This is a genomic window from Nioella sp. MMSF_3534, assembly GCF_030732985.1.
Classification (GTDB): Bacteria; Pseudomonadota; Alphaproteobacteria; order Rhodobacterales; family Rhodobacteraceae; genus Nioella.
Map to the genome: position 1 here is coordinate 25,365 of NZ_JASHJX010000029.1, position 21,567 is coordinate 46,931.

At 54.9% G+C, this 21,567-nt stretch carries 18 protein-coding genes; 16 read left to right on the plus strand and 2 right to left on the minus strand.

All coding sequences use genetic code 11. The annotated features are described in order from the left end of the window. Positions 1-50: 50 nt before the first annotated feature. From RBB16_RS13045 to RBB16_RS13120, 16 genes are all read left to right on the plus strand, one after another. Positions 51-296: a hypothetical protein gene (locus tag RBB16_RS13045; protein ID WP_306046584.1), complete on the plus strand. Its 246-nt coding sequence runs from the start codon at positions 51-53 to the stop codon at positions 294-296. A gap of 141 nt (positions 297-437) precedes the next feature. Next, positions 438-1,328, plus strand: coding sequence for a relaxase/mobilization nuclease domain-containing protein (locus RBB16_RS13050; protein ID WP_306046585.1), 891 nt, complete (start codon positions 438-440; stop codon positions 1,326-1,328). Between the two features lie 112 nt (positions 1,329-1,440). Beyond that, the gene (locus RBB16_RS13055) at positions 1,441-3,087 is read left to right on the plus strand and encodes a type IV secretory system conjugative DNA transfer family protein (RefSeq protein WP_306046586.1); all 1,647 of its coding nucleotides are present in this window, start codon (positions 1,441-1,443) and stop codon (positions 3,085-3,087) included. A gap of 10 nt (positions 3,088-3,097) precedes the next feature. Further along, complete coding sequence (locus RBB16_RS13060) at positions 3,098-3,349, plus strand: hypothetical protein (RefSeq protein ID WP_306046587.1); 252 nt, start codon at positions 3,098-3,100, stop codon at positions 3,347-3,349. Further along, entirely contained in the window at positions 3,339-3,752 is a 414-nt protein-coding gene (locus RBB16_RS13065) for a hypothetical protein (RefSeq protein ID WP_306046588.1), read from the plus strand. The genes RBB16_RS13060 and RBB16_RS13065 overlap by 11 nt, the downstream gene beginning before the upstream one ends. Before the next feature lie 59 nt (positions 3,753-3,811). After that, positions 3,812-4,054, plus strand: a complete 243-nt coding sequence (locus RBB16_RS13070; protein WP_306046589.1) for a type II toxin-antitoxin system ParD family antitoxin — start codon at positions 3,812-3,814, stop codon at positions 4,052-4,054. Beyond that, on the plus strand, positions 4,051-4,371 hold the full coding sequence (locus RBB16_RS13075) for a type II toxin-antitoxin system RelE/ParE family toxin (RefSeq protein WP_306046590.1): 321 nt from the start codon (positions 4,051-4,053) through the stop codon (positions 4,369-4,371). Before RBB16_RS13070 ends, RBB16_RS13075 begins: the two co-directional genes overlap by 4 nt. A gap of 87 nt (positions 4,372-4,458) precedes the next feature. Next, positions 4,459-4,716 carry a hypothetical protein gene (locus tag RBB16_RS13080; protein ID WP_306046591.1) on the plus strand — a complete coding sequence of 86 codons (258 nt, stop codon included), beginning with the start codon at positions 4,459-4,461 and terminating at the stop codon, positions 4,714-4,716. A 12-nt stretch (positions 4,717-4,728) separates the two neighbouring features. After that, positions 4,729-6,480 carry a recombinase family protein gene (locus RBB16_RS13085; protein ID WP_306046592.1) on the plus strand — a complete coding sequence of 584 codons (1,752 nt, stop codon included), beginning with the start codon at positions 4,729-4,731 and terminating at the stop codon, positions 6,478-6,480. A 422-nt stretch (positions 6,481-6,902) separates the two neighbouring features. Continuing rightward, on the plus strand, positions 6,903-7,118 hold the full coding sequence (locus RBB16_RS13090; protein WP_306046593.1) for a hypothetical protein: 216 nt from the start codon (positions 6,903-6,905) through the stop codon (positions 7,116-7,118). 56 nt (positions 7,119-7,174) lie between these two features. Next, entirely contained in the window at positions 7,175-8,269 is a 1,095-nt protein-coding gene (locus RBB16_RS13095) for a hypothetical protein (protein ID WP_306046594.1), read from the plus strand. 98 nt (positions 8,270-8,367) lie between these two features. Then, positions 8,368-8,802 carry a hypothetical protein gene (locus RBB16_RS13100; protein WP_306046595.1) on the plus strand — a complete coding sequence of 145 codons (435 nt, stop codon included), beginning with the start codon at positions 8,368-8,370 and terminating at the stop codon, positions 8,800-8,802. Positions 8,803-9,015: 213 nt separating this feature from the next. Then, positions 9,016-9,693 carry a VWA domain-containing protein gene (locus tag RBB16_RS13105; protein WP_306046596.1) on the plus strand — a complete coding sequence of 226 codons (678 nt, stop codon included), beginning with the start codon at positions 9,016-9,018 and terminating at the stop codon, positions 9,691-9,693. Position 9,694: 1 nt separating this feature from the next. Beyond that, complete coding sequence (locus RBB16_RS13110) at positions 9,695-10,486, plus strand: PP2C family serine/threonine-protein phosphatase (protein ID WP_306046607.1); 792 nt, start codon at positions 9,695-9,697, stop codon at positions 10,484-10,486. Then, positions 10,479-11,972, plus strand: coding sequence for a hypothetical protein (locus RBB16_RS13115; protein WP_306046597.1), 1,494 nt, complete (start codon positions 10,479-10,481; stop codon positions 11,970-11,972). Before RBB16_RS13110 ends, RBB16_RS13115 begins: the two co-directional genes overlap by 8 nt. Before the next feature lie 1,034 nt (positions 11,973-13,006). Beyond that, positions 13,007-15,397 (plus strand): CHAT domain-containing protein, encoded by a 2,391-nt coding sequence (locus tag RBB16_RS13120; protein WP_306046598.1) that lies wholly within the window; start codon positions 13,007-13,009, stop codon positions 15,395-15,397. Here the strand turns inward: RBB16_RS13120 and RBB16_RS13125 are convergent. Together RBB16_RS13125 and RBB16_RS13130 are read right to left on the minus strand one after the other, a co-directional pair. Beyond that, positions 15,330-16,394 (minus strand): hypothetical protein, encoded by a 1,065-nt coding sequence (locus tag RBB16_RS13125; RefSeq protein WP_306046599.1) that lies wholly within the window; start codon positions 16,392-16,394, stop codon positions 15,330-15,332. The genes RBB16_RS13120 and RBB16_RS13125 overlap by 68 nt on opposite strands. 158 nt (positions 16,395-16,552) lie before the next feature. Next, positions 16,553-21,505, minus strand: a complete 4,953-nt coding sequence (locus RBB16_RS13130; protein ID WP_306046600.1) for a hypothetical protein — start codon at positions 21,503-21,505, stop codon at positions 16,553-16,555. Positions 21,506-21,567: the final 62 nt, after the last annotated feature.

Consider the following 21,567-nt stretch of genomic DNA (forward strand, 5'->3'; position numbering starts at 1 on the left):
TGGCGCGGTTCGCTCTCGCCACGCCGGGATTTGTGGTAGGATGTCGTGACATGAAGCCCTTTATTCTACGGCAATGCGACATTGATGATCTTGGTCAGGCGATGGACCTGTACAATGACCGGGTCGAGCGTGGCAGGATGTACGCAAAGATCGCCTGTCGCCACGGTGAGCGCGGCCTCAGTCCTGAGGGGTTGATCCGGCTTGCGGACATGTTCGATGATGGCTCGATTGTTACCTGTGCGGCTTGGATGCACCAGATGAACATCCGACGGAAACGGACATTCCGAAGAGGATGACAGGACGGAACTCCGCCTCTCTCAGTTTTCGATGAACCCACTGCACAAGGATTGCTGGGGGCTTTCCCCCTAGTATCCTTGAGGTTGAAACATGGACAAATCCTGGACGGCTCACGGCAGTGATTTTGGGCATTGCTGCTCATGATCATCAAATCTATGTCGCGCAAGGCGCCAACGTTTGGCCAACTGGCGGACTACATCGCACGCGGTTCGAATGTACAGACCGGCACCGCCTTTGTGCGCAATCTTTATGCCAGCGGGCGGGATCGAGACGCTGTAGTTGGCCAATTTCTGGACAACTATCGGCACTTGCCAGTGCGCAAGGGCGGCAATGCGCTTTATCATGAAGTCGTTGTGCTGGAGCCTCAGCCGCACCTTTCGACAAGCGAAATCGAGGCCGCGTTGCACGACTTGGCCGAGCGCTATTGCGAGAAACGGGCGCCGCACCAATTGGCTTGGGGGCACGTCCATCATGACACTGACTTTCCACATATCCACTTGATGATTTCTGCCAATGCAGTGCGGTCAGAACGCCGGGTTCGGATGGAGAAAAGCTATTTTGCCAACGTTCAGCGTGATCTGGAGCGATGGCGATCAGAGCACCTGCCCGAAATTTCCGCGCGGGTGGTTTATGACAAGCCTGCTGACAAGGAGACACCCAAGCAACCGATCCAAGAAGGCGAACTTGTGCGCCGAACCGGGGAACCATCGCGAAAACAGCAGGTCTTCACCCGGCTGAAGCCTGTTTTTGAAAATGCACCGGACCGGGCAGCATTGTTTGAGAAGCTTCAGGAAACTGGGTTCGAGCTCTACCAACGCGGCCAGAACTGGGGTGTCATTGAGCACTGTTCTGGACGGCGATATCGATTACGGACCTTGGGGCTGATCGCATCCTTCGATAGGCTACCAGACAAGGAACGACCTACGCCTCCCAAAACAAATGACGATCCACGCGCGCACGAAATGCTCCGGCGGCGAATGGCACGGCGCGCCGATGACGTGATTGATCGTTTCGATCGCGACGAGCATTGACTTCAGCGACAGGCGGAACTCCGTCCCTCATCTGAGCGAAGCAAACCCGTTACCCCGAACCTTGCCTGCACAAACCGGTGCAGAGCTGGACGAATTTCCGGGAGAGCGAACAATGAAAGCGTTTAATCAAGGTTTTTTCAAATTCATCATCATCCTGTCGCTTTTGCCATTGGTCCCGGTGTTTCTTTTGTCGCTGGCCCCGGCAGGATTGCTGATGGTCGCGGTGATCACCTATTTCGCCTGGGCACCGTTTCGGCGCGGAGTGAACAGCGTATTTCGCGGCATAGGTCGCGGGATCTCAGCCCTGTTTGGCGGGGTTTTCAAGGCCGTCTGGTTGCTCATCACCGGCGTATTCAAAGGGCTTGGCTGGGGGCTAAAGGGTTTTGGTCTCTCGCTCGGGTGGCTTTGGGGGGCACGCACGCCGCAAACACGCTTCATGGGATGGTTCGAACGCTGGCGTCTGCTGCGATCATCTCATCAGGGCCCTTTGGTCGACGGGCGCTCTTCACGGCTATCGGAAGAAGCCGGATATGAAAGCTTGCTGGTGCAAGGCGGCATGGGGCGCGGGAAAAGCAGCGCCATCGTGTTACCCAATCTGTTGTCGCCCCCGGCAAGCCGCCCCAGCTTCGTGATTTCGGACACGTCTGGTGAGCTATACCAAGCCAGTTCGGGTTATTTGGCGTCACAAGGATACGTGATCCGCACTCTGAATCTGATGAACCCCGCGCAGTCGGAAACCTATAATCCGCTTGCCCGGGCAACAGAGCCGCAGGACCTGGCTGAATTGGCCAAAACACTTGTCAGATCCGCCAGCGGGCGCGCCGGTGGTCAGGCCGCCCACGATCCGTTCTGGGACCAATCGGCGGAAAAGCTGATACGGATCTTGGCTCAGTGCCTTCACAACCAACCCGACCCGTCTTTCCGTAATCTGGCAAACCTGCGCCATCTCGTGACCGGCTTTGACGCCCATGTCGCGCCAAAGGGCCAGCTGGGAAAGATCGATCAGTTCGTTTTGCAAGCTACCCAGGCCGATCAGAGCACGTTTCAAAGCTATCGTGCCTTTGTCCAAGGTAATCTCAAGACGTTGCAGTCGGTGCTGATGTCGGCGGATGTGGCCCTTGATGCGGTTGCCACGCCGGAAATGGCGGCGCTCACGGCTACCAACTCGCTGGATTTTGCTGAGCTGCGCCAACGTCCAACGGCACTTTACGTGATGGTCAATCAAACACAGATGAGCCTCTACGCCTTTCTGCTCAACCTGTTGTATGCAGATCTGTTTCGAACCTTGCTGCAGAACCCGCAAAACCCCGGCAACCCGGTTTGGCTGTTTCTCGACGAGTTCGGGCATTTGGCGGTCCCTGGCTTTGAGATCTTTGCGACCACCGCACGGAAATACAAAGTGGCCTATGCGCTGTTCCTGCAATCGCTCGGTCAGCTTGAAGGGCGCTATGGCGCTCAGGATGCCCGCACCATCATCGATGGCCTCGGCACCGAGCTATATTTGCCGGGCGCATCCCTGGAAACCGCCCGCAACCTTGAGGCCCGCCTTGGCCGTACCGCCAAGGCCCCGCTGATGGCCGCCACTGATATCATCCGCATGGAAGAAAACGAGGCGCTGATGCTTTATTCGAACCGGCTTCCCATCCTTCTGAAAACCAAACGCTTTTACCAGCGCGGGGACCTGCGACGGCGAGCACGTAAGACCCCTGCACCGCTGCCGCAAACCGGCGGGCAGACACCCAGATTGATCCAGCTCTGAGGAGACAGTTATGGACCGGAAGGAGATTTATGATTCAGGATTCACGGCAGGATATGCCGCCGGCAGCGAAGGCGAACTCAAATTGCTCGGCTCGCCGATTGAACTGATCCTGTTGCAACCTGCCATGATCCCGGTATGGCGTGCGGGCTATGAGGAAGGGTACGCCAAAGGCAAGTCTGACCGGCGGGCGCTAATCGCGTGGCGGGAAACGCAGCAAGCTGAGATTCAGGCCCGCGAAGAGGAAAAAAGCCATGAGCGCTGATCGCCGGGGCCAACGTGACGGCCGGCGCGATGCCGAACTCCACTGCGCAAACAATCTGCCTCGCAGACCAAACCCCAAGCTAGTTGCTTCGCTTCTGTCAGATCGCTACCGGCTAGCCTATATGACCACCTACAATCGGGTCTATGACTACCGGCAAAAACGTAATGAAAGAGCGATCGACCGGGAACTGGCACAGAACTCAAAATTGATCACAGGTGAACAAGTCCCACGCGATAAGATGTTCGAGCGCGGTTGGCGAGATGGATATGACGGCAAGGACACCCCACCCAAAGGGCTGTCCCACGATGAGGTCAAGACCTACGAGCGCGGTCATCGCAGTGGCAACCAGCACCGGGAATGGGATCTGGCAAGGCGACTGCGGCAACAGACCCGAGGGCGGTGATAACTTTGACATGATATGTCAGTATCTGATATTATCTGACCGCAACGCAGGACAATACCATGCCAAATGTTCATCTCACGAAACCGATGCAAGACTACGTCGAAGGCCAGATCCGTTCAGGCGCATATGCCAATCTTAGTGAAGTCGTGCGTGCTGGTGTGCGCCTTTTGATGGAAAAAGAAGGGGCGCGGCAGTTTTATACCCTGCGCGCCGATCTCGAAAAGGCCCGCCAAGATGTGGAAGCCGGAGACTTCGAAGAGTTCGACCCAGTGGCCTATGAGCCGAGTGCCTTTGCCAAATGACCGTTCGCCTTTCCCGGCGGGCACGCAAGGATCTGGATGACATCCGCAATTATACAATTGACCGATGGGGACGGGATCAATGGTTGAAATACTACCGCGATCTTGCATCAAGTTTTGAGCGTATCACAAACGATCCCTTGATCGGGCGTAGCCGGGAACTTTTCGGCGACAACATGCGGTCCCTCCCCTGCGGCAAGCATCTGATCTTTTTCGCCCCGATTGAGGCGTTGAATGGTGCACCGGTCATTTTGCGCATCGTACATCAAAGCCGATACCTGCCAGCGCTCAGTTACTATGACGACCTCGACAGTATTTAGACTCTTGGCAAGCATTCCGGCTGACGGGCAAGCTGATCCGCCTCGTATTGTTTGACGTCTGCCCTTTGTCCGGTAGCATGATCAAACATGAAAACCCCGAATGCCCGGCTGACAGCACTGACGTCAGGTGATCTTGCCCGCCTGCAGCGAGACGCTGATGAATTGGCGGATTTGCAGGCGTTCCTTAACTTGCTCCCAAGCGGGTTGCTGGTCGAACAGCTCTCGGACGAAGAATTGAACCGCCTTAGTGCCATCGCCGAAGCCCCAGAAGAAACTCTTTGCGGCCCGCAAATCCTGAGCTGGCACAATATGTCTCGCCGCCCGAAATTGATTCAAACCCGCTAACCATGGATGAGGATGCCCCGGCCACCTGCAGACCAACAGCGCCTTGGCGTGGCGCTTTTGCGTGTGTCGACGGAGAAGCAGTTCCAGGAAGGTGAATCGATCGAGGCACAGCGCCGCAAGGTCGAATTTGTTGCCAAGCGCCAGCACATCGACATCGTCAGTTTCTTTGTTGAACATTATTCGGGACGCAAAACTGACCGGCGAACATTGGACGATATGTTTGCGTTTTTGGAAGCCAACAAGGATGTCAGTTTTGTTCTCGTTGGCGATATTGATAGGCTGACCCGTGGCGGAACCGAGATCTATCTCGCCCTCAAACGCCGTCTCTATGAAATGGGCGTGGAATTGATCGACACGACGGGCATCATTCAACCCTCGCGCAACAGGCTGGAACATCTGGGCGTCGAGTATTCATGGGCCGTCGAAAGCCCCAGCCACTACGCCGAGATTTTCATGGCCGAAAAGGCCCGCGCCGAGGCATCGGATATCCTGACCCGTACCATTGGCGAGCAAATACAGCTGACCCGCCAAGGCTATCAGGTTCGCCCTCCCAACTATGGCTACCAGAACGTCAAGATCACCACCGAAGACGGCAAGAAGAAAACTATAATGGAGCCTCATCCCGAGCAGGCCAGCTTCATACGGCGGATTTTCCAGCTGCGGGCGGAAGGCAAGACCACCGACGAGCAGATTGCACAGCATGTGAATGCCATGGGTTACAAATCCCGTGTCCGGCGCGTGTTTGATCCCGTGACCCGCAAGGTCGTCGGTATGACTAAACAAACGAAGATGACTGCCAAACAGGTACAGCGGCTCGTGCGCAAGCCAATCTACTGCGGAATCCGGTTGGAGGCTTGGAACAATGGTGTACCGGTTGAGGCCCCTATTGAACCGCTAGTCTCGGTACATCTCTTCAACGCGGCCAATCGTGGCGAGGTGGTTGTTTCGAAGCAAAGCGATGGCTCGCCGAAAGTCAGCTACAATTCGGTCAAATACAAAAACCACAAGCACAATCCAGAGTTCCTGCTGCGCCATGTAGTTTTGTGCCCCGTTTGTGGAAAACCGTTTCTGGCCTCACGGTCCAAAAGTAAATCTGGTAAGTATCACGGCTATTACCATTGCAGCCGCGGCCACAAGCATCGGGGCTACGCCAAAGCAGAGTTCGAAGGGACCGTTGCCAACTATCTGGTAAGCCTCCAGGCAAAGCCCGGATTTCTGGGGCTATTTCGCGAGGTCGTGCGCGATGTCTGGATTCAGAAGAACCGCGCTCGGTTTGAGGCACAACGGACCGTCGAAGATCAGATCCAACTACTTCAAACCAAACAGGCTTCAGTGATCGACAAACTGGCGATCTGTTCCTCACCGATTGTGCTGAAACGGCTTGAGAATGAGGTCGAAGAAATCGAAGCTGCCATTGAAGAAGCTCGAAAGGCTGCACCAAATTCACAGATCAATGAGGCGGATATCGACCGTTTTTTCCAAATCGCCAAGATGCGGATGGAACACCCCGAACAAGCTATCCTGAATGCGGTGGCCAAGCCGGAAATCGAACGTGACTGGGGCTTCATCTTTGAAACGCCACCCAGCATCGAAGAAATCCAAAATGGAACACCCCAATTGACACTCCTCTACCGGTTTAACCGGGATTTTCCGATGGATGAAAGACAGATGGTAGCCCACACGTCCCTGCACTGGAACACCTTTGAGTGTTACTTGGCGGAGATAATCAGTCAGTTTCCGGGTCTGAATTTGGGAGATCGATAGGTTGCATGTTGCCGTGATCGAGATAGGTCTCGAACGACGCCTCCGCGATCCCATAAAGGCAATCCAACACCGCCTCCAGATCCTCTCCAGAGTAGTTCCTGCCTACCATTCCTAGCATTTTGCGGGCGGCCACCGCGCTGATCCTGCGCGACGACCGACCCCCACCAGCACCCGTTTCTGACTGATCCATGATCGATGAATATTTGTTTCGCACAGCTTACCAAAACTGGCAGTGTTTTGAGCTGACGAAGTCAATATCGGCCTCATGAAGTCTTCATTAAGACGCGCGAATTGGGAACCACGTGCCGGACTGGGTTTCCTGCGCCAAAACCGGACTCAGGTCCGCTTGGAGTTTGCCAAATCCATTATACAGACACCGAGGCGAAATGTTTGGCGTCATGCTGGCGATCTAGGAAGCGAACATGGGCTGGATGAACGATGGCTTCCTGCGTTTGGTATACTGCATCGCTGTCGCACCTGCTGTGGTATATTTTCTGGCGGTACTCGACCCCATGGCACTGTTGCTGATTATGGTCATTGTCTATGTTGTGGTTGAGCCCGTGAGAGTTGTCGTCAACTTCGTGGTTGTGTTGATCTTGCGTGGGATTGCAGGGCTTGTGTTTCGAAACCGGAATTAGGCCGCGTCATTCAAGTGCTATGGAAAGCTTGATGGGTTTAGAAAGGGGTAACAAGTGTGAGCATTGATCCAGAGTTGGTCAGGCTGGCGTTTCAAGCTGTCAAAGACCCACGGAAATGGGAAAATCTGCTTCGTCACCTGATTTCTGTAACGCCTGCAAAAGCTGCAATCATAACGCTGCGCGACAAGAAAACCTGTCAGATCGTCAATGATGATGCTCTCGAAGCCGAGTATCATTCTCCGTTGATCCAGGGCTTTGACTTCAAAGCTGTGGCTTTTTATATGACCGAATTGCGCACGATCGATCCCTGGGCGAAAGCCCAAATCCAGGCCTACCCCCATATCCCGACCGTCATGTCACGTATCGTGGATCCCAGAACTGCTTCTGATCGGCGGTTTTTCGAGTGGCTCGAACGAGCCGGTCTGCGTGATACGATTGCCTTTGAACTTGACCGGATGCCCGGCCATTGGACTGCAATCAACCTGTTCCTGCCGGAGATAGATACGCCCGCCACCGATCACCTGATGTCCTATTGCAAAGCGCATGCCGAAATTCTTCGTGAAGCATGGCAATCGAGCCAATACGTTATGCACTGTCAGCAATCCGGTCAGGCTGCGCTTGATCATCTCAGCCAACACAGCGTTCCTGCGTGCATTTTGTCGCCAGGCAGCGAGGTCGCTTTGACCAATGACGCCTTTCGGCGATTGAAAGACGAGGGCATCGCAAAAGTGTCTCAGCCATCTGGTCGGATCAGTCTGTGTCTGAACGCGAGTTTCAAGATTGAAGGGCATGACGATGATCTGACGGTACTGCGCCACGCGGCAACGGATAGTGACGTAACGGTGTCTGCCGTGCCCTTCGAGCCTGATCCTCTCTATTCGATGAAAAAGGAAAAGCACTGGCTTCTCCGCTTTGAAATCGGGACGGGGGCGGCGCGATCAGTGCAGTCTATAGGGTATCCTTTGGAGCGCTTGACGCCACAGGAGCGCAGGCTGTTTGAGGCCATTAGCCAGGGCGTGAGTGTGCAGGAAGGCGGCCAGATGCTCGGGATACAACGATCCCGCACCTACGAGGTCTGGTCCCGCGTAAAGGAAAAACTCGGCATCTCCAATGCACACGAGCTTCGGGGCCTGATGTCTGTCCTAGCGTAGATAAAACTGAGACACTTGCCGGGCGGAAACGCATTTCCGTCTCGCGTCACAAACAATGGCTGGCTTCATGGAAGAGTCCTCAACAAGAGGATGAACCCATGATCCAATACCAGATCTCACCTGGCGAGATTAAAACCTTCGCATCTCCGTTCCAACCGTTCCTGACCTTCAACGAGTTCGTCAACATCGTTCAATGGTACAGGGATTCTTCGTTTGCGCCTGACAACGTTCCCGGTTTTGAAAAAGATGTTGGACAGGCCTACAACGTCTGGACGCGCCGGGCCGTCAGTACTTATCACCGCCATATATTTCCTGACGAGTTGTCGGAAGATGTGACGATTGCCTTCGAAATCCCCCATCTCGAGCGTAATGCGTCGTTTCCGATCCGCGTGACGATTTTTGATACCCTTGGCGTCTATTTCGAGCACGAGCAGGAGGTTGTTGTGGAACGCTTGGTAGATGGGCGGTTTTTGCTTACCGGCTGGAGAAAAGTGCCCCAGGTCGCCAAATTTCTGCTGTCTCAACAAGGCTGATCAATCAGTGCAACAGAAGGGCTCCGACTGCGGTTCATTTGAACCCTGGTCGGAGACCGGGCGCGGCTGCCATTCGCAGCGAAAGAAAAAGTTGAAACGTCGGATGCGAAGCCGGACTTGAGTCCGTTGTTGCCGCAGAGGTCTCCCTGCCAAAAACGCCCTGACAGCGAGCTCCCATTTGGCCCGCTGAGTCAGAAACTGAGGGAGAATTCCATGAATGACATGATTGATTTTGACGCTTTCGACGCTGAAGATTTTGCAGACAATCCCGAGCCGCGCTGCCCATGTGTTCTGGTTCTCGATTGTTCATATTCGATGACGAGCAACGGCGCTATCGACGAACTGAATCGAGGGATTGAGACATTCAAGAGCGCGATCGAAGGCAATGACCTTGCTGCCAAGCGCGTTGAGGTTGCGATCGTGAGTTTTGGCGCCAATGTCGACATCAGCCAGGAATTCACTACCGTAGATGGTTTCTCTCCGAGCCCTTTGGTGGCCAACGGAGCAACCCCGATGGGTGCTGCGCTTGAGCAAGCGGTCGACTTGGTCGCACAGCGACGGCAGACCTATCGTAGCCATGCCATTAAGTCGTACAAGCCTTGGATTTTCCTTATCACCGATGGTGCCCCCACCGATGATGTTACGAGTGCAATCGCAAGGATCAGCGATGGCGAAGATAATCGCGCGTTCACTTTCTTTGCTGTCGGGGTGGATCAGGCCGACATGAATGTTCTGTCACGTATCTCGACAAAGCGGGCACCGCTCAAACTGCGCGGTATTGCATTTGAAGAGCTCTTCCAGTGGCTCTCGGACTCCCTGACGCAGGTCAGCAGCGATGATCCCGGAACGGATTCGGTTGCCCTACCTCAGGTTAGCTGGGCCGCGACCTGAAATGTCGTCGATATGGGCAATCGGCAGTGCCAGCGTGATTGGACAGTCGCATCTGGCAAGGGACAAACCTTGTCAGGATTCAGCGGCTGTCCGGACCATCGAGACTTCCAAAGGATCGGAGATCCTGTTGGCCGCCGTTTCAGATGGTGCGGGAAGCGCAAAATACAGCCAGCACGGATCAAAGCTGGTTTGTGAGACCTTCATGGCGCTGGCATCGCGGCAGCTCAGGGATGCCCCCAGCAGCGTCTGGAGCTCAGATTTTTTTGAAATGTGGTTCGAGGTCTGTAGCGCCGTCCTTCAAGACGAAGCCAAGAAACTGGCCACATCGGTTTCGCAGCTTGCAGCAACGGCATTATTAGCCGTTGTCGCGGACAGGCGCGCTATGTTCTTTCAGATTGGCGATGGTGCAATTGTTCTTGACTCTCAACAAGGTCGAGCATCTTCGGAGAGACCGGTATGGGTCTTTTGGCCTGACAAGGGTGAAGAATACAGCAATGTGACGACCTTTGTGACTTCCAAGAACGCGATGGAGGTTGCTGAGGGGTGTATTTGCGAGTTGCAGGTGACGCAGCTGGCCATGTTCACAGATGGCATTGAACATGCGGCGTTGGTGGATCGTTCGCGTCGCGCGCATGCGCCTTTCTTTGAGAAGTGTTTTGACCATTTCAGAAAGTCTGAGCTCGAACGTGACCGCTGTCTGCGGCTGACCGAGATCCTGAACTCACCCAACCTTGCCAAGACCTCAGACGACGACAAGTCTCTCGTCCTGGCGGAGAGGCGTCAGCATGGGTGAATACCTCAACCTCAAGAATGCACCACTCAAGAAGGATTCTGCGGCAAAGGAAATGGCGGGCGGGGAAGGTGTGGTGTGGAAAGTCGCGGATAGGGGAAAAAACTATCCTTACGGAGTAGTCGCCAAGATCTATCATTCTCCACCATCCGAGAACCAGAAGGCCAAGCTCAAGACCATGTTGAAGCTGCCTGCGAGCCAGCGCGACAATCTCTTGCAGTTTTCGGCATGGCCAGTGGATGCGGTGTTTGAAGCGCGGACCAGATCGCTCGTTGGATATGTTATGCCGCTGGCCGGCGACCACAAAGACATCCACAAACTCTACAATGCCAAAGATCGCAGAACGCATTTTCCGCAGGCGGATTGGTCGTTTCTGGGCTGTACCGCAATGAATGTGGCCCGGGCATTCGCAGAAGTGCATCGGTTTGGTCACGTCGCTGGCGACATCAATCACAGCAATATTCTGATCAGTTCAGATGCCAAGGCGCTGCTGATCGATACAGACAGTTTTCAGGTGTCTGCAGGCGGAAAAACGTTCAGGTGCCGAGTTGGAGTGCCGGATTTCTTGCCGCCAGAGCTTTTTCACAAAGACCTGAAACAGATCACCAGGAGGGCCAATCACGACAATTTCTCGATAGCGGTGATGATATTCCTGCTTCTCTGCAATGGTCGTCATCCGTTCTCGGGCCAGGACAAGGGTGCAGGAAACCTCTCACTCCCAGAGGCTGTCGAGAGAAACCTCTATGCGTTTGGGACATCCGCATCCTTGAAAGGGGTCTTGCCCCCATCGAGGGACATGGCCATTCACCCAAGCGACTTACCTGATGAACTCGCGACGCTTTTTGAACGGGCTTTTGATCCCAAATCGAACAATGGTGGCAGACCCACAGCCGCAGAATGGGCCAATGCCATACAGCACAGTTTTCTGGGACGGCTCGAGGCATGTTCCGCAAGCGCTAGCCACCACTTTGTTAAGGGAAAAGCGTGCCCTTGGTGTCGCCTTGAAGCAAAGCGCAGCACTCCGGTGTTTGGGGCGTTGAACCCTGCACAGAAACTCCAGAGACCGAATTCGAGAAGCGCTTCCCAGACGGCTCCACGAAATCGGGTCAGAACAAGCCGCCGACAACCGCAGACCTATGTGGCTCCAAAGCCAAAGGCGAGAACCAGTAGGCGCCGAAACAACGCAGCCGTCTCCGCTTTCACGGACGCGCCCTGGTTCCGGTTTTCGGGAACAATTGGCCGGCTCAGCTACTTTTTTCGACAGGTCGCTGTGGTCGTGTGTGCGATCGCTATCCTTGTAATTGCCGATGAAGCAAATGAACCGGCCGTGTTGTTGGGATTGTTGGGCACAGCCTGGCTCAATCTCTCCTCAACCGCGCAAAGGCTTCGCAGCATCGAATGGCACCCGGCCCTCTGCCTTGGTGTCGCGATCCCTTATCTGAATATCTTGCTGATAGGCCTCCTGTGTCTTTTGCGAAGGAAAAGATGAAACCATGTCCGACCGACCAGAACATGAAGACCCCCCGGTGCATAATAGTCTGAAAGATTTGGCAAAGGCGCGTGGAGCTCGCTACACCTTGCTAAACTTTGGATCTGACCGACGTGGGAAGCCGACTGTGGAAAGCTCGCTCGGCCCTGTGACGCCCCCTCAAGCGACGTCTGGTTTTCGCGAGCCCAGGCTCGTATGGGCGGGAAAGGAAACGCTACAGTGTCAGGAAGAAAACATTCATGGGGCAAAGCGGTCCGTATCTAGAAGCGACGCGCCAAGTCCAGCATCTGTGAATCTATCCTTTCCATTCGGCGCGATTTTCCTGTGCATCGCTCTTCTTGTGCTCCATGCGTTTCCGGATGAGACGAGCGTGGCTCTAACGAGCGCCCTTGGACAAGCCGGGCAGGGCGAAGAGATGCGAACCTTGAGTGCGCCGAATATGACGATACCTCTCATCGTGTTTGGCTTCACGGCCGTGCTCGCCGCGGGATACTTCCTTGCCTGGGCTACGCGCGCTGTTAGAAAGCTCTTTCGTTTTGTGAGAGGTTGAAGTCGGTTTGAAAATGGGGATCAACCTATTGAAAATACGAACAAATTTGCAATCACCCCTATTCTATGTTAGAATGGTTTATCATCTTCTAACCAATCAAACGATGAAAAACCTTTATTCAAACCCTCCGGTTCCGTATCGCGTTGCCGTTTTTCGAAACGGCCCCGAAACAAGTTCTGAGCACCCCGATCCGCTAGATGCCGTTCGCGCCGGCGTAGTCGGAGACCTTGCTGATCTTCAGCAAGATGTTGAGCAGGAGGCAGAAAGGGGCAGCACTCTCTCCTCTGCTCTAAACGCTTGGGCGCAGGGGCCGATTGTTGGCCCAGTCCGTCTTTGGCGACGAATTCGTTCAAACGATCGAGACGACAACGAATAAATCGTAGCTCTGCACCGGTTTCCAGGGGTGGCGTTGTGCCTCAATCTCATGAACGGTACTCGGCAAGATCGAGCGTTGAACTGAATTCAATGTGGATGGGGCGGCTGGTTGAGAATTCCAACGGAAAAGGAAGCAAAGGCCGCCTTTTCGGCCCTGTCAAACGCTGATCCGGATCGAGCGGCCGGGTGCTGGATCATCCTCGGAAACTTTCTCTTAGAGTATGATCGGGCGCCTTGGTGTGAGTTCGGAGCAAAATACTGCTTCGAACGCGCCCTACACGATTTGGAAGAGGGTAAAGCACTGCCGCGTCAACTTGCTGATGCCCTGTTGGGTTTTGGCGCGGCTTTGACTGACGAAGGCAGCGGGTACAGAGACAAGGTGCTCTTCGAAGCGATTCGGCATCTCGATCGAGCAATCGCGATCTATCAAGAGTTGGAAGACAATGTTGCGATCCTCAATGCGCGCTTTTACCGTGGATATGCGCTTAGTGAAATTGTGGGGCCGGAACGATATTCTGCCGCACAAAGCGCTGTCGACGAGCTCAAAGAGGTTCGAGCTTCCTTCCGCGCCGGTGATGATCGTATTATTCGGGCGAATGTAGATAGCATTTTGGGCAGCGCCTATCTCGACCTCGTCGAGGGCGATCCATGGGAAAATCTCAGCTTGGCGGAGCAGGCTTTTCGGAGCGCCCTCCACGTGTTCAGTCGCGCACAGAATGATGAGGGGATGGCACAAGGCTATCTCAACCTTGCGGTTGTTTACAACATGCGCCAGATCCTTGGGGATGCAGCATGCACGCCAAAGGCGATAAAATACGCTCGGAGATCCCTCAAGCATTCAACGAAAACTCTCCCGCCGGAGGTGCTTTCGAGCACGTTGAGTAACCTTGCACGCGCTCTGGCGGATTCGGGTGGTCGCCAGCAAGCTTCAAACATACGCAAGGCCGAAACGCTGCTTTCTGAAGCAATCACCGCCAGTGACACGGCAGGTGTCGAGGGCGGTGATGTTTTGAGATTGGTACGCGCGGGGCTTATTATTGAGCTTTGCCAATATCATGGCGCCAACCGGATGGGCGATGCGATGGCAGACATCGTTGCCACCAAAGGGAAGTTCGATCCCCTTGAAACCACGCAATGGTGGTTGGAGTGGCACGAACTCGAGGCCCTATATCTCTCGATTTCGCGCGACTTCGCTGAGGTGATCAAAATCGCGGAACATGTGCTGGAGCAGACACGAGGCATCGTCGAACAAACATCAACCTTCGCGGAGCAATCTCATCAACTAGGATTTGTCAGCGTCATAGCTGATTTGGGCGTTCTGGCGTATCTGAAAGAAAAAGGTCCTGCTGCTGCGCTGGAATATGCGCGCAAAGCTTTTGGCCGACTGCTGGGATTCAACACCAAACCAAACGTACAGCCGGAAGGAACGGCTGAGCTGTATCTCCTTAACCCGGTTGTCGAAGGCTGCGCAGACGTCCTTCTGGCGGAAGGTGGATTTGTTGAGCGCTACACACTGGAAGGTGTGGGGAAATCCTTCTGGACGAAGGCAACCGACCGTCTAGAAGCTGGGTTTTTTGCTGGCATGGAAGAATTCCTTCAGCATGGTCGCCGTCGGCCAATGGCGATCGCTTTGGAAGAGTGGATCCTCAAAATTTCTGACGCTCTTGGCCCGGTATTGTCAAATTTGCGGGATCGAGACTTCGAAGAAGTCGTGATCTTCGCTTTTGGAGGCTGGTGCACAGTCCCGATTGCGGCGTTACAATTTCCCAGAGAGCATGGGGCTGCTAGGCAAGTGATTGACGATATGTCTGTCGCCTTTGGTCCTGATCAATATTTGCCACACCCGATAGACTTGGGTCATGCGCTTCATATCGTGGATTTTGATCTTTGTGAGGCGCGGCAGGAAGCCAGAACGCTGCAGGACCAGTTGCGCCAATACACAGCCTGTTCCACGCTGCGCAAAGTGCAGCAACATCTATCCGGTTCTTCAGCGTTCGACGTCATTCATTTCACCACGCATGGGTCGCACGATTTCGACTATCTCGAAGGTGCCGGAATCCGGTGTGCTGATGGCGAGGTTCTGACCGCCCGTTGGGTGTTTGAAAACGCTAAATTAAAGGGCGGACCACTGGTGTGTCTGGCGGCCTGTCAGACCGGCCTGCCGGATTTCTCCAATTTGCCACATGAGACCTTTGGTTTGCCCACTGCGTTCCTGGTTGCCGGAGCCAGCGCAGTGATCAGTACCCAATGGCCGGTTGATGATGTTGCCAGCAGACACCTGATGCACCGCCTCTATCAATACATCGGCCAGGGGCAGCCCGTATCCGCCGCCCTGCGCGCAGCTCAAATCTGGTTGCGCGACGCTGAGGCACGGGATCTGGATGCGATCAGCACTGGAAAGTCGAGATTTTCCAGGCAAGGGCAGGGGCACCTTAGCGGCGGCCGCCACCCATTTTCCCACCCCTATTTCTGGGCCGGTTTCCAACTTCATCGGGCGTAGCGAGTTGAAACCGCCGAATGCCAACTATCGGAGGTGAGGCCATCATCGACTGTTCCAGCACACAGCGGGTCAGTGAACGTAAATCCTCATCCGACAGGCAGAACGGATCAAATCCAGTTGGAAGCAACTCATCCAAAGCCTGTCCCAGACCAGAAATTGCGCAGAACCCATAGCACCCCTCCTCGGATCCCATTTCCAGCGGCTGGTTTCGCTCTTCGGAAACGCGCCAGGGGCCTTCTCGATCATCGGACCGCACCACATGTCGTAGAATTTGCGCGCGGGCAGGGCGCCCGTCTTCTGTTCGGCCCTCGCCTGCGCCAAAGAACTCAAACACAATCGGCTTTTCGCGGGCGATGGTTTCGTCCAGAAACAGGCGATACTCCATTTCCGTGGTGAAAACGTCTGTCGCATATACTGGAGGTTTCGGCTGAATCCCGCCATTTTGCTTGCTCCAGCGGGTTCCCGTGAAGTTCTCGATCTCGATCGTCAGACAAGGGTCTGCTGCCAGCGCTACGGCTTCGAGTGCAAGGATTGGATCGATGTCCACCCAATCCAGGTCGATTTGAGCACCGTTCAAACTCTTCAGTAGTTGAAACATCGTACCATTGAGAAGAAACTCATCGGAGACGTGCCCCATCGCATTGTCGCCGAACAGCCTCGCAAAGCATTGCCGCAGAAAATCAAGCTCTTCCCGGATCAGAGATTTGCAGTTGGGACCTTCTCTACAGGTATTGTCCAGCCTGCCGTAAGCCGTCGCGTCATTGATGGTCTGAATTTCCTTTGACACACCGCTGCGTTTGTCGATCTCGGTTTCCCGGAATGTCGTCGTCTCATACATGCGTCGGCAAACCGTATGGAGATTTGCCTTCTTTCCGAAGACCCCTAGAGCGATCAAGAAGTTGTACTTCTGGCGGAGCTGAATGCAGCAACCCAGATGCGGCCCGGTTTTGGTTTTGTCCTGAGAGATACGAGGCAGGATTTCGGGTGCAGATTTCATTGGGTCCTCCAGTCGTCTATATCAACCTCACGTCTATCAACTGAAGAGTGTTCCGTCCCCGGACGGAAGTCCGTTCGCAGCAGAGTGTTCGCTCAGTTGCTGGCCTTGCCCCCTGAACATGGTCCAAACTGACTACGAAATTTTGGGTCATATTCTCGTCACCCAAGTACTAGAATATCATCGCTCAGTGCGGCTAGATCCGTGTTCAGTACAGTCAGCGTATCCCCGTTTCCGAAGTCAAACACCACGTTTGAGCCACTCTGAGTAGCATGCGACAGGGCGTCCTGGGCATCGGTTAGCCCGAAGTTTCGGAAGATCAGAGTGTCCTCGTCATCCGCAAAATCCATGACTCGATCATGGTCCCACCCGCGATTGAAGTTGAAAGAGTCTGATCCCTCGCCCCCATACATCCAGTCATTGCCGTGCCGGGCATGGATTTGGTCACTACCATTCCCGCCCCAGATCACATTGTTTCCGGAGTCCCCGCGCAAATTGTCATTGCCGCCACCACCATAGAGATTTTCGATGCTGGTATAGGTATCCCCCGCTGCAACGCCCGTATTGTGCTGCGAATACTGCAGGTCCGCTACAAAGCCCGTGTCAGTCCCGTAGTATTGAGCACGATCAATTCCTGCTCCTCCATCCATGTGGTCGGCTCCTGCGCCTCCCCACATGATGTCATTTCCATCCCCACCCAAAAGGGTATCGTTCCCTCCTCGGCCATGGATATGATCATTTCCATCCCCACCCCAGATTGTGTTGCCTGTACTGTCACCGCGAAGGTTGTCGGCATGAGCGGAACCAAACAGGTTCTCTATACTCTCGAAGGTGTCTCCCGCTGCCTCGCCTGTGTTTAGCTGAGCATACTGAAGGTCTACCAGGACGGACGACGTCGCATTGCTATACTGAGCCCTGTCGACCCCTTCTCCGCCGATGAGGTGATCAGCACCTGTCCCACCGAACAGGATATCGTCCCCTTCACCGCCATCGAGCCGGTCAATTCCATCATTCCCATTGATCAGGTCATTGCCTTCTGCGCCGAATAGGTCATCGTTGCCACCTCGACCATAAATCTGGTCGTCTCCGTCGGCCCCCCAGATCACGTTGCTTCCATGGGTGCCGTAGATTCGGTCGTTATGATCAGATCCATAGGCGTTTTCGATATCAGTGAAGCTATCGCCAGCGGCTTCACCGGTGAAGTTTCCCGCCCACGAATTATCCAGAGAGAAATACACGCCCACCGTGGCATCGGCATAGCTCACTGCATCAACACCACTGCCGCCATTCAGAGTGTCCGCCCCTGAGCCACCATTCAACACATCATTTTCATCGCCACCGAGCAGCAGGTCGTTGCCGCTGCCACCCATCAGAATATCATTGCCATCGCCGCCACTCAGCGTATCGGCCCCACCTATCACAACGCCGTCCGCACCTGGTTCGCCGTCCCCGATCAGCACATCCTGACCGGCCCCGCCATCCATGCTGTCGGCGCCAGCACCGCCAACCAGGTAGTCGTTGCCAGCACCGGCCAGCACTGTATCATTGCCGTCACCACCAAACAGCTGATCATCACCAAGGTCGCCGTCAAGAAGGTCATTATCACCACCGCCGAGCAGCAAGTCTGAGCCAGCTCCGCCGTTCAACTGATCTGCGCCAGCGTCACCAGAAAGGCTGTCTCCGCCTTCACCACCGTTGAGGGTATCGCTTCCGTCCCCTCCATGGATCGCATCTGAGCCGCCATTTCCATTGAGGATGTCGAGGCCCTCTCCTCCTCTCAGGATATCCCCTCCGGCCCCGCCGTGTAGCTGATCATTGCCGTTGCCTCCCTCAAGCACATCTGATCCGTCCAAACCGAAGAGACTGTCATGTCCTTCGCCGCCGCGCAGCAGATCAGACCCGCTCCCTCCGTCAAGACGGTCGTTGCCACCTTCGCCAAGAAGAATGTCATTCCCATTCTCTCCGGCCAGCTGATCTGCCCCAAGCCCCGCCAGGATCACGTCATCGCCATCTCCTCCGGCCACGGTATCATTGCGCCCGACGCTCCCGTGAGGTTGGTTCAGATAGTACCAATGCCCGGTATTATCCGCCTGAATAGTGTCGTTTCCAGAGCCACCATCAATAGTATTCGCGGTGCCCGCATATCCGTAGATAACGGAATTGGGGTCGGTTTCGTCGAGATGAGTTGCCCAATAGAACGTGTCAGAGTTGTCCTCTTGAGCATTGACATGATTGAGAAGAACAACTGAACTCGCTGCGGCATTATTCTGCAACCAGGAGGCCCATTGGGTATCTGTTAGAGCTCCGTTCCGTGGGTCGTCTGTCCGCCCTTCGGTCCTGCCCCACCGAATGTAGTGCATCGTCGCAGCTGACAGGTCTGAGCCATAGGCGTTTCTCAAATCACTGTAGTTGCGAAGATACTGTTCAGCATCAAAATCACCGGTATTGCGCCCTTCGGTCCTGCCCCACCGAATGTAATGCTCAGTTGCTCGAACAAGATCCATCCCGTAAGCGTTATAGATATCGGGGTTGGCAGCCATATACTGCAACGCATTGAAGGTGACTTCGCGATTGGTTCCCTGGCCGTAGTTGTCCCAATGGATGCTCCCGTGCGTCCAGTTCGTCCCCATCGCATTAATGAGATCCCCGTAGGAAGCGATATAAGCGAGGCTGAACTCCTGGCTCGATTGCTGGTCCAGATGAGACCAGTAGGTCTCGCTACCCGTACCGCTGAACTCTACCCGCTCAATATCCTGTACCTGGATATGGGCATCAGCAGACCAGAAGATGTACTGCCCGACGCCATATTCAGTGGCAGTAATACCATCGCCACTGGTGACCTGGCGAACCTCCCGGACGTAGTCCCAGTTCCACTGATCTGCGCTGCCATTGAGCACCAGCGTATCAGTGCCTGTTCCCCCCTGAACGACGTTATTGCCCCCGTAAGTTGTCAGGACAAACCAGTCATTGCCGTCGCCGCCGCGATAGAAATCATCCCCCAGCCCGTCGTGAAACAGGTCGTTCCCAGCCCCGCCATGGGCATAGTCATCTCCTGAGCCGTCATAGACTGTATCATTCCCTTCACCCCCGAAGAGATCATCGTCTCCTGCCTGGCCTTCCAGCCAGTCATTTCCATCACCGCCGCGAACCTGATCATCTCCTGCCGCGCCACGGAGAATGTCATCCCCCGCACCGCCATCGAGATAGTCATCTCCTGTTCCGCCCCAAAAGACATCATTGCCGTCGCCACCAAGCAGCATGTCATCGCCAGTGCCGCCGTCCAGGGTGTCGCTGCCTTCTCCGCCAAGCAGCATGTCGTCCCCGACATCACCGCGTAGGTTGTCAGCACCGAGGCCCCCGATGACCATGTCATCTCCGGCCCGGGCATTGATGGTGTCGTTTCCATCATCTCCAGACAGGACATCATCGGTACGACTGGCATTCAGCAGGTCGTTGCCGCCCCCGCCATACATTGTGACTGACTGATCAGTGTAGTCGCCATGAAGAACATCATTGCCATCACCGCCATAGGCGGCCTCGAACTCACTGGCCACCAGGTCAAAGGTTATCCCCACAGACCCAGCATAAACCGCCGTGTCGTAGCCGGAGCCGCCCATCACGACGCTGTCGTGCTCATCGAAGAAGATCTGGTCATTGCCTCCATGACCATAGAGCGCATCCGCTCCCGCATCGCCGGACAGCAAATCCCCGACCTGCCCCCCCTGAAGGGTGTCTGCACCGTCACCACCGCTCAGCTGCACCAAGCGCGTGTGATTGCGCGCGTCCAGATGGTTGGCCCGGCCATCCCCTATTGCGCCGTCAAGCCAGTCCGACACCAGGTTGACCCAGCTGTTGCCCGCCCCGTCCAGAACGGCGTACTGATAGGATTGGCCATTCTCGAACTCGATCAAATAGCCCTTCGCAGTTTCAACCCTCCGCCAACCAGCACTGTTGTAGGCAAGCGATACGTCCCCGACGCCCCCTTCCACGACGGTTCCGTTCATGGTGAAGGAGGCCAGCCCGTGCAGAGTGTTGCCGAAGATCGAGATATCATCGCTCGTATCGGCATAGGCGGAGCCATCGTCATAGCCCAGACTGATCTCAGTGATCCCCCAATCCGCCAAAGTGCGCAATTCGCCCGCATCGGTCTCGCCGTCCTGGTCGAGGTCCTGCCAGACCCTGAGTTCTGACCAAACACTATCCTGTGCGTTCAGAAGTCCGTCGTTGTTGTTGTCGAAGGCCCGTCGCAATGCCTGCAGATCGGTGTCTCCTGCATTTCCCCATAGCGCAAAACCCAATTCTCGCGCTTGGTCGATGATCCCATCGCCTGCACCACGGGTGCCATTGGCGTTCAGGTCAATCACCAGAAATCCATCATCCGGCGCGACCCAGCTTCCCCGTTCGAGAAACCCGTCGCCATCAACGTCGAAGCTCACATCGCCATCAATCGCGATCTCAACGCCATCCCCGTCAAGGTCAAGAATAACAGGCTTGCCGCTTTGGGTCTCTCCTCCATACGAGGGGTTTGGAATGGGAATGGGAGAGCTTGGCAACGGACCGCCATTCACATTATTCGTGGATTGCTCCTGAAGCCATCCATCGTAATCATCACTTAGATCAAGAGTGTAGTCATAGGCAAATCCATCGCCAAAAGCATTGTCGCCAAACGCCCCGTCTCCCAATACACCCGTAAGCTCGTATCGAGCCTCAGCCACGGCGTTCATCGCATTCAAAAAGGACTGATGTGGCCGGACAATTGGACCGCCTCGCGTATTTATGATTTCAAGAAAAGCTCCGGTACTACTTAATTCGACGAGTCTTTCGGCAACAAGATCGAGTTCTGCAAGTGAAATCTCCTCACCCACGAGAGTATTTTCAATATCCCTTAGAACATCTTCAATTTGAGTCATTTCAGCGAATGTAGTGTAGTCGCTACGCAACAAATTAAATGGGAGTTCAATAATTGCAAGTGGAACCCCTCCTAAAAACTCTACAACATTTCTTGTAATACTAGTTGCTGCGCCCAATCTGTTGCCCAAGATACCTTGCACCTCATCCACGAAGCTTCTGATTTCTTGAATATTGGCCGATTCCTCAATATTTAACGTTGTCATAAGTCAGCTCCATATAACACTCACTAGCACTACAGCCACCCCAGAAAAGAGGAATCCAAACA

Excerpts from the sequence above, each read along its gene's own strand:
- RBB16_RS13045 (WP_306046584.1), top strand. The coding sequence starts at position 51 with ATGAAGCCCTTTATTCTACGGCAATGCGACATTGATGATCTTGGTCAG.
- RBB16_RS13050 (WP_306046585.1), top strand. The coding sequence starts at position 438 with ATGATCATCAAATCTATGTCGCGCAAGGCGCCAACGTTTGGCCAACTG.
- RBB16_RS13055 (WP_306046586.1), top strand. The coding sequence starts at position 1,441 with ATGAAAGCGTTTAATCAAGGTTTTTTCAAATTCATCATCATCCTGTCG.
- RBB16_RS13060 (WP_306046587.1), top strand. The coding sequence starts at position 3,098 with ATGGACCGGAAGGAGATTTATGATTCAGGATTCACGGCAGGATATGCC.
- RBB16_RS13065 (WP_306046588.1), top strand. The coding sequence starts at position 3,339 with ATGAGCGCTGATCGCCGGGGCCAACGTGACGGCCGGCGCGATGCCGAA.
- RBB16_RS13070 (WP_306046589.1), top strand. The coding sequence starts at position 3,812 with ATGCCAAATGTTCATCTCACGAAACCGATGCAAGACTACGTCGAAGGC.
- RBB16_RS13075 (WP_306046590.1), top strand. The coding sequence starts at position 4,051 with ATGACCGTTCGCCTTTCCCGGCGGGCACGCAAGGATCTGGATGACATC.
- RBB16_RS13080 (WP_306046591.1), top strand. The coding sequence starts at position 4,459 with ATGAAAACCCCGAATGCCCGGCTGACAGCACTGACGTCAGGTGATCTT.
- RBB16_RS13085 (WP_306046592.1), top strand. The coding sequence starts at position 4,729 with ATGCCCCGGCCACCTGCAGACCAACAGCGCCTTGGCGTGGCGCTTTTG.
- RBB16_RS13090 (WP_306046593.1), top strand. The coding sequence starts at position 6,903 with ATGGGCTGGATGAACGATGGCTTCCTGCGTTTGGTATACTGCATCGCT.
- RBB16_RS13100 (WP_306046595.1), top strand. The coding sequence starts at position 8,368 with ATGATCCAATACCAGATCTCACCTGGCGAGATTAAAACCTTCGCATCT.
- RBB16_RS13105 (WP_306046596.1), top strand. The coding sequence starts at position 9,016 with ATGAATGACATGATTGATTTTGACGCTTTCGACGCTGAAGATTTTGCA.
- RBB16_RS13110 (WP_306046607.1), top strand. The coding sequence starts at position 9,695 with ATGTCGTCGATATGGGCAATCGGCAGTGCCAGCGTGATTGGACAGTCG.
- RBB16_RS13115 (WP_306046597.1), top strand. The coding sequence starts at position 10,479 with ATGGGTGAATACCTCAACCTCAAGAATGCACCACTCAAGAAGGATTCT.
- RBB16_RS13125 (WP_306046599.1), bottom strand. The coding sequence starts at position 16,394 with ATGAAATCTGCACCCGAAATCCTGCCTCGTATCTCTCAGGACAAAACC.
- RBB16_RS13130 (WP_306046600.1), bottom strand. The coding sequence starts at position 21,505 with ATGACAACGTTAAATATTGAGGAATCGGCCAATATTCAAGAAATCAGA.